Source organism: Metabacillus sp. Hm71, assembly GCF_051842955.2.
Taxonomy (GTDB): Bacteria; Bacillota; Bacilli; order Bacillales; family Bacillaceae; genus Metabacillus.
On the sequence record NZ_CM200278.1, the window covers coordinates 576,843 to 592,394 of the forward strand.

Here is a 15,552-nt window from a genome sequence, read left to right on the forward strand (position 1 = left end):
TTAATATAATTTGTTAGAGTAGGGTAACTGTCTTTTTATGCAGAAAAAAGTTTCGTTTTACTCTCTGAAGATTGAAATAATGGGTAGACGATAAACAACGATTTAAAGTATTATTATAAGCAAAATATGTCATTTTAAGAGATTAACGGAAAAGTTTTACTAGTAAAAGTGCAATTTACAGAATATTAAAATTTTACAAACAATTCATTAAAGGATAAAGAAAAACATTATTCGCGGAGGCCAAATGAAATTTAGAACAAAGCTTTACTTGAGCATAGGATCCTTATTGCTATTAATTTCAATTATCGTTGTTATTTTAATGAATATGCTTGAACAATCAACAGTCAATATGCATGTTGTAGTAAATGAATTGTATCAAAGAATTAATATGGCATCAGATATTAAGTATGAGACTGCCAATATTGGAAGAGAGTTAAGAGAAATCACAACTCAACACTCAAGTGACAATCGACAAGCAGCGACAAATGCTTGGGAGCAATCTCATATCAATATGCAGCTTGCATTAGAATCCCTTGAAAAAAAGGATACGCAAGAAGAGTCTCAAGAGTTGATTGCAAAATTTAAAACCTTGCATAGGTCCTACCAAAACTTGGCGCAGCAAGTCATGACGGCAAAGAACATTGATCAAAATGTTGAAATTCAGCCTGCCTTGTGGAATGAAGCAGAGCTTACGAGACAAAGAATGCTGCAAATTGCAGAGCTTCTCCATGGGCTGCAGGAGCAAGAGATGAAAAATGAGCTATTAAGATCAAGAGAGACCTATAATTGGGCTGTCACAGTGATTTATATTTATTTGGCTATTGGCTTAACCATTGGCATTAGCTACACAATCTATATGATTAGACGTATGACGAAGAACCTTAACAATGTGACCACTGTCATGAAGCGTGTAACAACAAGTGATTTTGAAAGGCTGCCCCGAATTGAGGTTTTTTATAAAGATGAGATTGGTGAAATTGCCTTAGCCTTTAATAAAATGGCCAAAGCGTTAGAGGAGCATAGCAAGCTTGAGAAAAGGCTAATTGAAGAAGCAGAGGAACATAGCTGGCTCAAGACGAAAATAGCCGAAATATCCACGATGTATCCAGAGGTTGAAACGATTCAGATGTTGGCTGAGCAGTTATTAGCGAAGCTTGTGCCAATGGTTGGTGCCAGCTATGGTGCATTCTATGTCAAGGAGATTGAAGACTGTCATCCATATTTAAAAAGGACTGCAGGTTATGCACTGTCACATGAAAATAAAAGATTTGAGCGATTTGGCTTTGGCGAGGGGCTTGTTGGGCAATGTGCGGTTGAAAAACGGCCGATCCTGCTTAATGAGGTACCAGATCAATACATAAAAGTTCATTCAGGCATTGGAGAAGGCTCACCGAAAAACATCATGATCCTGCCAGTTCAATTTGAAGGCGATGTCCTTGCAGTGATCGAAATTGCCTCGTTTGAGTCATTTAGTCCATCACAGGTAAAGCTGCTTGAAGAAGTAAACAGCCATATCGGCATTACGCTCAATAGTATTTCAAACCGGATGAGGGTTGAAAGGCTGTTACAGGAATCACAAGCTTTAACCGAAGAACTGCAGGCTCAATCTGAAGAATTACAATTACAGCAAGAGGAATTAAGGACAACGAATGAAAAGCTTGAAGAGCAATATGAAGCATCCGAGCAAAAGAAAAAAGAGATTGAAAAGGTTCGCGAGGCGCTTGAGGAGAAGGCACAGCAGCTGGAGTTAAGCTCGCAATATAAATCCGAGTTTTTGGCGAATATGTCTCATGAGCTGCGAACACCGTTAAATAGCTTACTAATCCTGGCGCAAATTCTTTCAGAAAACGGAGAGGGAAATCTTACACCTAAGCAAGAAGAGTATATTCGGACCATCTATACGTCAGGAAATGATTTACTGCATTTGATTAATGACATTTTAGATCTTGCCAAAGTAGAATCAGGTAAATTGGAGGTTGTGCCAAAGGAAGTAGAGCTTAAGCAGATCAGCGACTATATTTTAAGTCAATTCTCCCCGATTGCCAAACAGAAGCAGGTTAAGTTCTCTATTGAACTAGGAGAAGATGTGCCAGACCGTTTTTATACAGATGAACAAAGGCTCCAGCAAATCTTAAAAAATCTTCTTTCAAATGCATTTAAGTTTACCGAAATCGGCAGCGTGTCCTTAGTTGTTCATAAGGTTAGGAATAAAACAATGGATAAAAAGCTCCATGCAGGTGATAGACAAACGATGTCCATGCTGGCCTTCTCTGTTATTGATACGGGGATTGGCATCGCCAAGGATAAACAAGAAACGATTTTTGACGCGTTTAAACAAGCGGATGGAACGACAAGCCGTCAATATGGCGGTACTGGACTAGGTCTTTCCATCAGCAGAGAAATTGCACAGCTCTTGGGCGGATTTATTGAGGTCAGAAGTGAGAAAGGCGAAGGAAGCACCTTTACATTATTCTTGCCGCACTTTGAACAGAACGCTAAGAGCGAAGAAACTTCTGCTTTTGAAGAAGCAGCGGTTAGTCTTGAAGTGAATCAGTATCAATTAGACGAGGATAACCTGACAAGGAAAGAAGATAATTTGAAGCAGCATGGGAAATCATTGCTTAAGGATAAGAAAATCTTGATTGTCGATGACGATATTCGCAATGTGTATGCCTTAACGATTGCACTGGAACAATATGAAATGGATATTATTGTTGCGGAAAATGGCCGTGAAGGTATTGAAATGCTGCAAAAAAATCCAGATACCGATTTGGTTTTAATGGATATAATGATGCCGGAGATTGATGGATTTGAAGCCATGCGCAGAATCCGCAAAAAACCTGATTTTAGCACGATTCCGATCATTGCTCTTACTGCAAAGGCCATGAAGCACAGCCGTGAAGAATGCTTAAATGCTGGAGCAACAGATTATATTAGCAAGCCAATTAACTTGGATCAGTTATTCTCGCTTATGCAGGTCTGGCTATATAGGAAGGAGGGCTAGGACATTACAAACCTATTTCCAATCACCTCTGCAAAAACCGATTTAGATGAAATCGAAAAAATTGAAATAGAGTTACTTTTAGAAGCGATATTTCGCTATTATGGATACGATTTTCGAAATTATGCAGCTCCATTCATTCAAAGGAGAATTTGTCATCGAGTGAGTAAAGAGAATCTTTCTAGTATATCAGCCCTTCAGGAAAAGGTTTTGCGGGACCATAATGCCATGGAGAGGCTGATATCGGACTTTTCGATCAATGTGACGGAAATGTTCCGTGATCCTGAATTCTTTTTGGCGATTCGAAAAAAGGTGATTCCGATTGTTAAGGATTTTCCTGAGATTCGCATTTGGCATGTCGGCTGTTCATCCGGTGAAGAAGTTTACTCGATGGCGATTCTTTTACATGAAGAGGGACTGTATGAAAAATCGAGAATCTTTGCTACAGATATAAATGCTGACATTCTAGAAAAGGCAAAAAAGGGCACGTTTCCGTTAGATGGAATGCAGCGCTACACGAAAAACTATTTTGAAGCAGGAGGGAAAAGAGCCTTTTCAGAGTATTACAAGGCAGTGGACGACCAGGTGTTTTTCCATTCTTTTCTGCAAAAAAACGTCGTGTTTGCCCAGCATAATTTAGTAACAGATCATTCCTTTAACGAATTTGACATCATCATATGTCGAAATGTCTTAATTTATTTTAATAAGAGTCTTCAAAATAAAGTTCATAAGCTATTGTACGATAGCCTAAGCTTATCTGGTTTTCTTGGACTAGGTAAAAGAGAGGGGATAAAGTTTACAAGCTATGAAAACTGTTACGGAGAATTTGATGCACCAGAAAAAATCTATCGAAAAATTAAATAGTTTACCTGCAAAAAAGGTTAATATTTTAATGGTGGATGACCATCCAGAAAATCTTCTCGCATTGGAAGCCGTCCTCATATCTCCAAACTATAACCTGGTCAGTGCAAATTCAGGAAAAGAAGCGTTGAAATGTATGCTTAAGTATGATTTTGCTGTTATTTTGCTCGACGTACAAATGCCCGGATTAAACGGCTTTGAAACAGCAAAGCTTATTAAGGCAAGGGAAAAAACAAGACATATCCCGATTATTTTTATAACGGCCATCAGTCAAGATATCGAGCATGTTCAACAAGGGTATTCAGTGGGAGCGATTGATTATATATTTAAACCTTTTCATCCGGAAACTCTTAAACAAAAAATAGAACAATTCGTTAAAATCCATCAAAAGCACGAAGAAACGATTATTCAAACGGATCAAGAGCGTACTGACGAATTAATCAAAGTAAATAAAAAGCTTGACCGGACTACATTAAATTTGCGTCGTACTGAGGCGTTAGCAAAGGTGATTGGCGAAACCATCAGCGATACGATTGTCACATTTGATGAACAAGGATTTATCATCTCGGTGAACCCGGCTGTAAAAGGGATGCTTGGCTATGAAGCTGACGAGTTGATTGGAAAACATGTTGTCATGCTGTTTCTCAAGGTCAGAAGTGATCAAGAAAATGAATCTACATTTTCAATCTTTTCTTCCATCAAACAGGCTGCAGGCAAGATTATTGAGTCCTATGTATTGCGGAAGGACGGAAGCTATTTTCCTGCAGATATTCAAATTGGCGAAGCAACAGTGGAAGATCAACAGATTTTTGTTTGCACAATACGAGATGTGACAGAACGAAAGCAAATCGAGGAAGTAAAAAAGCAAAGGCTTCATGATATGGAGCATATTGTGGAGGAACGAACATTAGAGCTTTTGCAGGCAAATGAAAAGCTGCAAAAAGAGATTGAAGAACGAAACCATTCACAAGAAAGATTCAAAAAGATCTTTGAATCAAGTCCTTGTTTAATGGCGATTTTTTCACTGAAACAGGAAGTTTTCATTGATGTAAATGCCAGTTGGGTAAATTTCACTGGTTATTGTTATGAGGAATTAGTCAATAAAAAGATTGATATCGAAAAGTTTGTGGATGAGACGGATGAAATGATTGATCTTGAACAAGTCATTCGCAACAAAAAAATCAACTACAAAACAAAGCGAGGGGAGATTCGTGCTGGGCTGTTGTCTACTGAAATGATTGACATCCACCATGAACGCTGTGCGCTAATTGTATTAACGGATATTACCGAAAGGGTTCACTTGGAAAAGGAGATGTACCGATTAGATCGTTTGAATTTAATTGGTGAAATGGCCGCAGGAATTGCCCATGAAATACGAAACCCGATGACAACGGTTCACGGATTTTTACAAGTAACAAGGAATGATAGCAGCAAATTACCTGAAGAGATCGTGGATTTGATGCTGGAAGAATTAAATCGAGCAAATTCGATCATAACAGAATTTCTCAATTTGGCAAAAAACAAAGTCAGTGTCAAGAAGAAGCAAAACCTCAATACGATTATTGAAGCATTATCACCGCTTATTCAAGCAGAAGCTTTGAGGGCAAGTAAGCATATCTTTCTTGATTTAGGTGAATGTTATGAGATTTTTTTAGATCAAAAAGAAATTCGCCAGCTTATCTTAAATATTGCCTTAAATGGGCTTGATGCGATGTCAGCAGGCGGAAAGCTTACAATAAAAACGTTTACAGAAAATCAGTCTGTCATTTTGCAAATTAAGGACGAAGGTACAGGCATTAGCCCTGAGATCATGGATAAAATTGGAACGCCTTTCTTTACAACAAAGGAAACAGGAACAGGGCTGGGGTTAGCAATATGCTACAGTGTGGCTGAACGTCATGATGCTGAAATTGATATTGAAACAGGAGACCAAGGGACCGTTTTCTCTGTTCGTTTTAATCAATCCGGTGATAGGTCGGGTATTTCTTCGTGAGACTTTACAGAGAGGGGAGGATGTAATGGTTAAAAACCGCAAATTACTTTTTCTGATTACGATACTTTTTTCTGCTATTATTATTGGGTTTATAACAAAATCATTTGCTGATGAAAAGCCAAAAGTCGTTGTTGTTTTTAAGGATTTAAACTCCGAGTATTGGGAAATTCTGAAAGCGGGTACGGAAAAGGGGTTTAAGGACTTTGGTGTAGATGGAAAAATAATGGCGCCTTTGGAGGGAACAATTAAAGAACAGGTCGCCATATTGGAAACAGTTCTTAATGAAAAGCCGGATGTATTAGTTGTTTCCCCGATTGTTCCGGCAGAAATTATCCCTACTTTGGAGAAGTTTGTAAATGCTGATATTCCTGTCATGCTGTTAGATACCGATGATCCGTGGCCGCAAAAAACAGCCTATATTGGCACAGATAACTTTGATTTAGGGAAAAAGGCAGGAGAATTATTAGCATCCCAGCTTCAGCCGGGAGATCATGCAGCTCTGATTGGCGGAGATATGAGCAGTCCTGTTTCTGGTGACAGATTAAGAGGTGCCAAAAAGAGTTTAGAAGCGGCAGGGATTCAAATTGTTGCACAAATGACAGAATTAAATGGCTCAACGCAAAATCGAAACGCAATGGAAAAGATTTTAAAGGATCATCCGACTGTTGAAGGTGTGATTGCTTCAAATGACACAACAGCATTGGATGCATTAAAGGTTATAAAGGAGCATGGACGTAAAATGCCGGTTACAGGTGCAGATGGAATTACCGAAATGCTTGAGTTAATTGTAGAGGGTACAATTCCTGGTTCAGTGGCACAAAATCCTTATGATATGGGGTATTTAAGCGTTGGTGCGGCAGTGAACGTGACAAAGGGTGAAAAAGTTGAAAAAAACATCGATAGTGGTGTTGATATCCTCATCAAAGAGCATGCAGAGGAAAGACGGGAGTTTTTAAATAAAATATTAAAATAGGTTAAGAATTTGATAAACAAGATTCGTTTTCCTTGCTTGGTTGCAGGGATTTTATTTTGCCAATCAACAGGGGATAAGAAGTAGGCATTCCAAATCATTTTATCAATTGGGAAAGGCTAATCGTTAAAAAAAGGATATAGTAAATTGAGTGCGCTTTAAAAATTTTATATAATTTAGCGGTGAGATATAAAACGAAAAAGGTGTTATAGATGAAAATAATGGTCGTTGGAGCTGGCATTCTTGGCGCATCCACCGCATATCACCTTGCTTTATCAGGAGCCGAGGTTACATTAGTCGATCGTTTTGACAAGGGACAAGCGACAGATGCAGCAGCCGGGATTGTTTGCCCGTGGTTAACACAGCGCCGCAACAAAGCATGGTACAAGCTGGTCAAGGGTGGAGCAAGATACTATCCTGAATTGATTACACAATTAGAAGCAGATGGTGAAACAGAAACGGGCTATAAGCGAGTAGGAGCCATAAGTTTACATTCAGATGCAGAGAAGCTGGAAAAAATGGCAGAGCGTGCGCGAAAGAGACGGGAAGATGCGCCTGAAATTGGTGAAATTACCATTTTGTCACCCGCTGAAACAAGAGAGATGTTTCCTCCGATTGCTGAGGAATATGGTTCTGTTTTTGTGAGCGGAGGTGCACGGGTAAATGGAAGGGCTCTTCGGGATGCTCTCATTAATGGTGCAATCAAGCATGGTGCCGTTGTTATAAAAGGGGATGCAAGCCTGATCCATCAACAGGACCGGGTTCTCGGGGTTGCAATTGAGGACGAAATCTTAGAAGCAGATAAGGTGATTGTGACTGGTGGTGTTTGGTCTAGAAATCTTCTTCAATCGATCGGGATTGATTTTTTAGTAACCCCACAAAAGGCGCAAATCGTCCACCTCGAAATGCCTGATACGGACACAAGCACCTGGCCGGTTGTGATGCCGCCAAATAACCAGTATATTCTTGCATTTGAAACTGGGCGAATAGTGGTGGGTGCAACACATGAGGATGAGGCCGGCATGGATTACCGAGTAACAGCAGGAGGTTTGAACGAAATATTTCAAAAGGCATTAACGGTAGCCCCAGGTTTAGCCGAAAGTACGATGCTTGAAACAAGAGTAGGGTTTAGACCGTTCACACCAGGTTTTTTACCTGTTATTGGGGAGCTCCCAGGTGTCAAAGGAGTCTTGCTTGCAAACGGTTTAGGCGCATCAGGTTTGACGAGCGGACCATATCTTGGTGCAGAACTGGCGAAACTTGCGATGGAGAAACAATTGGAGCTAGATTTATCCCTCTATGATATCAAGGGAGCGATTGGTGATGAGGCCGGGCGGTAACTTGCCTGGCTTTGATTTTATTAATTACAAAACAAAAATTCAGCTGGCAGAAGAATAGGATGGAATAAAAGATGAAATCAACTCAAGTGTATTACATAGGACTGATCCTCGTTGCTGTCATATGGGGTGTCAATTTTGGCATATCACGGTTTGCGATGGAGGTTTTTTCCCCAGAGATATTTGTATTTCTTAGATTTGGGTTAGCCTTGCCGATATTATTTGGCATTTTAAAATGGACCGAAGGAAGCGTTAAAGTTGAAAAACGCGACCTTATTAAGCTCGCAATCATCGGTTTTTTTGGCGTTACCCTTTTAGAAATATTAGTCATGTATTCAATTAAATATACTACTCTTGCGAACGCTTCACTATTAAATGTTGCACCATGGCCAATTTTTGCTGCACTCTTTGCTCCGTTCTTTACAAAGGAAGTCATGACACCAAGGCTGGCAATAGGCGGATTGGTTGCATTAGTTGGAGTTGTACTGATTATTTTAGGTGGCGAGGATGGCTTTGATTTTAGCTCACAATATATGCTGGGGAATATGCTTGCCCTTGCGATCAGCTTTATCGGTGCGTTGTATAATCTTTCCTGTATGCCTTTAATGACGAAATATTCCCCATTGCGTGTTTCCGCATGGTGTATCTTATTTGGCTCCATCTTTCTAACGCCAGTAACAATAGGCGGATGGCAGGAAATTCAATGGACTGAGTTTACGATCGGTGTCTGGGGAGCGATCGCCTACAATGTTCTTCTCTGTACGGTTGCAGCGTTTGTGATCTGGAATGTATCGATGAATAAAGTAGGGGCAGCAAAAGCGAATTTTTACAGATATTTTGTCCCAGCTTCCGCAGCAGTTACTGGTTCGTTCTTTTTCAATGAACCAATTTTAATTACGCAAATTATTGGCGGGATTGTCATTATTTTTGGCCTTGCCTGGATTGCAACAGAGCGCAAACACATCCCTGTTCAGGTAAGTGAGAGTATGAAATAAATAAAATAAAGCAGCTAACCGCTGCTTTATTTGAACCGTTCAAATCCTCTATAACGTTAACACCATAACCTTAATCGTAAAAATCCCTAACTGATAAAGAAAATATAAACCGAAAGCAACAAATGTAAAAAACACTAAAAAAGTAGCAGGCAACACATTTTTCATTTTTATTAACCTCACAATCTCTTAAGTATAAAAACAGTATTGCCATATTTTTAGAGTTTAAACGTAATGGAGATTTATATTTTTAAATGTCCAGATAAGAGGAGTGGCAGCATGAATTATAAAGATGAAGCGACTAATTCTCATGTCTTTCATAATGTTAAAAAGGTGCTTCATGAAAAGGCGATATACTGTTTTACAGATGAAACTTATACTACCCCATATAAACAATATAAAAAGGTAAGGAATTCATAATGAGATTGCTTGCCTTTTTCAAAAAACCCCTTTTTATGATTTAATGACTATGAATCTAAATAGATATTCTAATCTATAGAAAATGATTCAGCCCTTTTACTAAAAATAATTTATCCGCAATTGTATTTTTGTAACATGGAAAAAAATGAACTTTTTATTGACGTAATTAACTGAATATTATAAACTAATAACACATAACGCATACGTATGCGTAGTCAAATAAAAATAAATAATAAAGAGGCGATTAGGCTATTATGGCAATCACCACAAAGGATATTGCAAAAATGGCGAATGTAAGTCAATCTACCGTCTCCAGATGTTTAAATGACAGTCCAATGATTTCAGAGAAAACTAAGAGAAAGGTTTTAAAAATTGCACAAGAGCATGGCTTTCAATTTAATGCACATGCAAGAAGCTTAAGTGCGAATAAAACCAGTACAATAGGTGTCATTTTACCTAAGAGTTTATTTGGCCAGGGTTTAGAAGTGTACTTTAGCTCATGGCAGAATGAAATTATTGAAAGTCTAGAACGGATGCAAATGGATGTTATTATCTCATTTTTTGAGAATAGGTTTACAAAACAAAATAATATCGAAAGATTCATTGCTGCAAAGAAAGTAGATGGACTGATTATTATGGAGCCGTCTTTAGATGATAAAGCAATAGCAACCCTGGAAAAAAATGAAGTTCCTTTTATCTTCTGTAAGTATTTACCGCCCTTTTATAAAACTAAGGATGTAGATTTTGTTTGTGTAGACCAGTATAAAGGTGGGTATATTGCGGGTGATCACTTAATTAAACTAGGTCACAGGAACATCATGTGCATTTCAGCTAATATCATCGGTGGCGAGTTTCAACAACGGACTGATGGCTTTAAAGCAGCATTCAAGGATCATGATCTCGAGTATGATGGTGATAAATTATTTTATGGGGACACGACTTTCCATTCGGGTTACCGAGTGATAAAGGATAACATAGAAATTATAAAAGATGTGACCGCTATCTTTGCTCAGAATGATCTGATGGCACAAGGAGCAATCTTAGCATTAAAGGAACTCGATATTAAGGTACCTAATGAGATAGCCGTGGTAGGATTTGATGATATTGAATTATGTACATTCTATAAACCATACCTTTCAACCATTCATCAACCTACAAAAGAAATTGCAACATTAACATGTAAACGGTTAATAGAGAAACTAAATTCAACATCGACCATGAAACAAAAACTAGAAATTAGTCCTTCATTGGTCATAAGAGAATCTTGCGGGGGAAAAGCTTAACTATCCCTTTTTCTCTTTTTTGCAATTAACGCAATCGTATGCGTAAAAATATAGATACTTAAGAGGATAATCATGGGAAATAGAGTGAAAACAGTAACTTAACCCATTTTTTATTTTTTGCAATTAATGCAATCGTATGCGTAAATTGAATATACATAGGAGGACATAATCATGGAACATAGTTTGAAAGAAAAAACATAACAGGGCTGCAAAAGGGAATAGGAAAGGACTTAGCACTCAAATATGTTGAGAGCTGCGCTAATATCGCATTAATTAGCCTGTAAAAATGTAAGTGTTTTCTATAATGAAAAGTTGATTAATTGTGGATTGAGTTTGCGATGAGTGAGACGATTTCATTGGCAAGATCATTGATTTTCAACTCAAAGTAAACACTATCTTTCGAAGTGATCAACCATGAATGTAATTAGATATATATCTTTATAATGTAAAAGAATATTTTGATAGGTATAATGCTAACTTTGTACTTTGTCTAAAATTGCAAAGTGTTTTGATAGTATTAATAAAATTACGGTTAGGTGAAATTTTATCCAAGGAGGAATTTATATGATGAAAACTGGTTTAGTTACTGATATTTTGGGATACATGCCTTTCGAAGAAATGCTTGATACATGTGTTGAGTTAGGGATTGAAGCTTTAGAGTTAGGCTGCGGTAATTGGTCTAAAGCACCGCATGTTGATTTAGATGGATTGCTTGAGAGTACCATTCAACGCGAGAAATTTTTAGATGCTATTAAAAGTAGAGGACTTGAAATTGCCGCATTGAACTGTTCAGGAAATCAACTCGAACCGACGGAAGAGGGAGAAGCTCATAAAGCTGTTGTTAAAAAAACATTTCAGCTTGCAGGCCTTTTAGGAGTAGAAACGATTGTCATGATGTCTGGTTGTCCCAGCGGAGGACCAAATGATATAACACCTAACTGGCTGACACATCCTATTTTGCCTCCTCATTTTGCAACGCTGGAATGGCAATGGAATGAAGTGGCCTTCCCATACTGGGAAAAAGCTGTGAAAGTTGCGAAAGAATACGGTGTCCAAAAAATTGCTATTGAAAATCTTGGTTTTAATTTAGTTTATAATCCAGAAACCCTTTTTAAATTAAGAAATGAAGTTGGAGACATGGTTGGCATGAATTTTGACCCGAGCCATTTATTTTGGATGGGCGGCGATCCGATCGCAGCAGCAAGAACATTAGGAAGTGCGATGTACCACGTTCATGCTAAAGATGTGAGGATTGAAAGAGGAGTAAATGATGCACATGGCCTTATCGATGTGAAACCGATGGAGAGTTTTTCCAGCCGTTCATGGAATTATGTAGCACTGGGACATGGACATGACGTTAGTTATTGGAAGGAATTCTTTACGGTAGTTAAAATGATGGGCTATGAGGGACCAGTCGTTCTTGAAATGGAAGATTTAACAATGGACCCACTTACAGGTGTTAAAAAATCGATGAATGTTCTTAAGGAAGCGTTACCTAGAGATTTTGAGAAAAGAAACTCAAGTGATCACTCACTTGTTAATCAATAAATAAAATTAGGAGGTATATATTTTATGGTTTTAAAAATAGGTGTAATCGGTACAGGTGCTATTGGTCAAGATCATATTCGCAGAATTACAAACAATTTATCAGGCGGAAAGATTGTTGCGGTGACAGACGTGAATGCTGAACAAGCAAATGCTGTTGTTAAAAACGAAAATCTGGATGCAAAGGTATATGAAAATGGACTGGATGTTATTAATGCAACTGAGGTTGATGCTGTGATTGTAACTTCTTGGGGTCCTACACATGAGGAATTTGTGTTAGCTTCCATTGCAGCAGGTAAACCGGTATTCTGTGAGAAGCCACTTGCTATAACTGCCGAGGGTTGTAAGAGAATCGTTGATGCTGAGGTTGCATCTGGTAAGCAATTGGTTCAAGTGGGCTTCATGCGACGTTACGATAAGGGATATCGTGCATTGAAAAATGTGGTTGATAATGGAAAGATTGGTGAACCGTTAATGGTGCATTGTGCACACCGAAATCCGTCGGTTCCTAGTTCTTATACTGCTGATATGGCACTTACTGATTCTTTTGTTCATGAAATTGATGTTTTACGGTGGTTACTCAATGACGATTATGTTTCTGCTCAGGTAATCCTTCCTAGAAACACGCGTCTTGCAGAGAAAGGACTACAGGATCCTCATATGGTCTTACTGGAAACTAAACAAGGAATACGAATTGATACGGAAATATTTGTGAATTGCCAATATGGATATGATATTCAATGCCAAGTTGTTGGAGAAACAGGTATAGCCAATTTACCTGAACCATCCAGTGTCCTTATACGCAGTGAAGCAAAGCTTTTAACTGATATTCTAGTAGATTGGAAAGATCGCTTTATTGATTCCTATGATGTTGAACTCCAAGAATGGATTAATTCTACAATAAAAGGCGAAATGCATGGACCATCAGCTTGGGATGGTTATGTTGTAGCAGTAACGGTGGATGCTTGCGTTAAAGCTAAGCATACGGGTCAGATCGTTCCAATTTCTATACCAGAGCGCCCTGCATTTTACAGTAAACAATATGTGTTACAGTAAGCTCTAATATCATTTTGAAAGATAGAAAGCTTGTTTACATCGTGATAAATAAAGTTATAAGAGCAATCAATTACCTTTTTGATAGAATAAAACAAGCTAAATGTCTAACATGATTTTTTTGAAAATCCCTTTCAGGAATAATCGTTACTTAGTAAAATTTTAAAATGTTTTCTATAGATGATTGTAAACTATAGAAAACATTTTAATCAGTAACAATTGTTGGTGAATTTAACTGACTTACTAAACAATTAATCTTGAATCTCCTCCATAAAAATTTTTTAACCAACAATGTAAGCGTTATACAAACACTATTCGAGTAAAAAGTGTGAAAATTCAAATTATTATAATGTCAAAGTGTTGAAAAATTACAATTGGGGAAGTTGGAAAAGATCGAGCAACGCCTGATCCATCAAAAAATGCTTGACTTGTAAATACTTTGATAAAAAATAGCTTATTCATTTTTAAATGAAAAGGGGAGAAATTGACATGAGTAAACAGGGAAATCAAAATTCATTTTTACGTACCATTATCGTTATCTCGACATTCGGTGGGCTTCTTTTCGGATACGACACAGGTGTCATCAATGGTGCCTTACCATTTATGTCTGAAGCGCTTGGTCTCAACTCTTTCACTGAAGGTCTCATTGCGAGCTCACTTCTTTTTGGGGCTGCGTTGGGTGCAGTGTTCGGGGGCCGCATATCCGATTATTGTGGGCGTCGCCAAAATATTCTTTATCTTGCAGTGTTGTTCTTTGTTGCTGCACTAGGATGTACTCTCGCTCCGAACGCTACTGTTATGATTATCTTTCGTTTCTTGCTAGGGCTTGCTGTAGGTGGTGCGTCGGTAACGGTTCCGACCTATTTAGCAGAAATGTCACCTGCAGAGAGTAGGGGCCGTATGGTTACCCAGAACGAACTGATGATTGTTGGTGGTCAACTTTTGGCTTTCGTTTTCAATGCTATCTTAGGTAACACAATGGCTGATAACGTTCATGTTTGGAGATATATGTTGGCCATATCAGCGCTTCCAGCGATTTTTCTATTCTTTGGTATGATTAGAATGCCGGAGAGTCCACGTTGGCTTGTTTCAAAGGGGAAAAATGAGTATGCATTAAACATATTGAGACAGATACGAGAGGAAAAAAAGGCTAAATCGGAGTTCGAGCAAATTGAGGCAGCTTTAGCTAAAGAGTCAGGGATGGAAAAAGCAAGTTTTAAAGATCTTAACATACCATGGATGCGCCGTATCGTATTTATCGGAATTGGGGTTGCTGTTGTGTCCCAAATTACGGGTGTCAACGCTATTATGTACTATGGAACTGAAATCCTTAGAGATGCTGGTTTCGAAACGTCCGCTGCACTTATCGGCAATACTGCCAATGGTTTGATCTCTGTTTTGGCAACTTTCGTTGGAATCTGGCTCCTTGACAAGGTTGGTCGTCGACCAATGATGCTAACTGGTCTGTCAGGGACGACGACGGTACTTTTGCTTATGGGGATACTATCATTTATTCTTAAAGGGTCTGCGGCACTTCCGTATATTATGCTTGCCTTGACGGTTATATTTCTAGCTTTCATGCAGGGAGCAATTGCACCTGTATTATGGGTCATGCTTTCGGAAATATTCCCATTACGTTTGCGAGGTCTCGGCATGGGAGTTAGCGTCTTTTTCCTCTGGATTACGAATTTCTTTATTGGCTTGTCGTTTCCAGTATTACTCGAAAAGATCGGGTTGTCTGGAACATTCCTCATCTTTGCGGCTGTAGGGTTTGTATCCCTAGCTTTTGTGAAGAAATACTTGCCTGAAACTAAGGGACGTACACTTGAGGAGCTAGAACATTATTTCCGTACCTACGATGATCGAGGTGTTGGTAAAAAGGCAATGATGGAAGAGGCTAAGTAACAGTATTGTAGCTAGCTTGTTATGGAGCTAATTACTCATACTTTTTGTAAGCGCCTACTGTGCAACCTACTCAAATTAAAGTTTGGGCAATTAATACTGCAACAAACAATATTGGACATGTTATCATAAATAATAAAGCTAATGAACAGAAAAACGGATACTGGCTTATTTACTTAACTGGATACTTTTGTG

The 15,552-nt window shown here is 38.5% G+C and carries 11 protein-coding genes; all 11 read left to right on the forward strand.

Features of this window, described 5'->3' with window-relative positions:
* Positions 1-244 precede the first annotated feature (244 nt).
* The 11 genes from ACSVDH_RS02900 to ACSVDH_RS02950 all read left to right on the forward strand — a co-directional run bounded on the left by ACSVDH_RS02900 (position 245) and on the right by ACSVDH_RS02950 (position 15,360).
* Positions 245-3,004, forward strand: a complete 2,760-nt coding sequence (locus ACSVDH_RS02900; RefSeq protein ID WP_439253132.1) for a response regulator — start codon at positions 245-247, stop codon at positions 3,002-3,004.
* A gap of 3 nt (positions 3,005-3,007) precedes the next feature.
* On the forward strand, positions 3,008-3,865 hold the full coding sequence (locus ACSVDH_RS02905) for a CheR family methyltransferase (RefSeq protein WP_439253194.1): 858 nt from the start codon (positions 3,008-3,010) through the stop codon (positions 3,863-3,865).
* Positions 3,831-5,855, forward strand: a complete 2,025-nt coding sequence (locus ACSVDH_RS02910; RefSeq protein WP_439253133.1) for a PAS domain S-box protein — start codon at positions 3,831-3,833, stop codon at positions 5,853-5,855. Before ACSVDH_RS02905 ends, ACSVDH_RS02910 begins: the two co-directional genes overlap by 35 nt.
* Positions 5,856-5,880: 25 nt before the next feature.
* Positions 5,881-6,828, forward strand: a complete 948-nt coding sequence (locus ACSVDH_RS02915; RefSeq protein ID WP_439253134.1) for a sugar ABC transporter substrate-binding protein — start codon at positions 5,881-5,883, stop codon at positions 6,826-6,828.
* A 209-nt stretch (positions 6,829-7,037) separates the two neighbouring features.
* Positions 7,038-8,165, forward strand: coding sequence for an NAD(P)/FAD-dependent oxidoreductase (locus tag ACSVDH_RS02920; RefSeq protein WP_439253135.1), 1,128 nt, complete (start codon positions 7,038-7,040; stop codon positions 8,163-8,165).
* A 71-nt stretch (positions 8,166-8,236) separates the two neighbouring features.
* A complete protein-coding gene (locus tag ACSVDH_RS02925) occupies positions 8,237-9,157 on the forward strand; it encodes a DMT family transporter (RefSeq protein ID WP_439253136.1) in 921 nt (306 codons plus the stop codon).
* A gap of 276 nt (positions 9,158-9,433) precedes the next feature.
* The gene (locus ACSVDH_RS02930) at positions 9,434-9,574 is read left to right on the forward strand and encodes a hypothetical protein (RefSeq protein ID WP_439253137.1); all 141 of its coding nucleotides are present in this window, start codon (positions 9,434-9,436) and stop codon (positions 9,572-9,574) included.
* 254 nt (positions 9,575-9,828) lie between these two features.
* The gene (locus ACSVDH_RS02935; protein WP_439253138.1) at positions 9,829-10,857 is read left to right on the forward strand and encodes a LacI family DNA-binding transcriptional regulator; all 1,029 of its coding nucleotides are present in this window, start codon (positions 9,829-9,831) and stop codon (positions 10,855-10,857) included.
* A 567-nt stretch (positions 10,858-11,424) separates the two neighbouring features.
* Positions 11,425-12,405, forward strand: coding sequence for a sugar phosphate isomerase/epimerase family protein (locus ACSVDH_RS02940; RefSeq protein WP_439253195.1), 981 nt, complete (start codon positions 11,425-11,427; stop codon positions 12,403-12,405).
* A 24-nt stretch (positions 12,406-12,429) separates the two neighbouring features.
* The gene (gene iolG, locus ACSVDH_RS02945; RefSeq protein ID WP_439253139.1) at positions 12,430-13,458 is read left to right on the forward strand and encodes a bifunctional inositol 2-dehydrogenase/D-chiro-inositol 1-dehydrogenase; all 1,029 of its coding nucleotides are present in this window, start codon (positions 12,430-12,432) and stop codon (positions 13,456-13,458) included.
* A 486-nt stretch (positions 13,459-13,944) separates the two neighbouring features.
* A complete protein-coding gene (locus tag ACSVDH_RS02950) occupies positions 13,945-15,360 on the forward strand; it encodes a sugar porter family MFS transporter (protein ID WP_439253140.1) in 1,416 nt (471 codons plus the stop codon).
* Positions 15,361-15,552 lie beyond the last annotated feature (192 nt).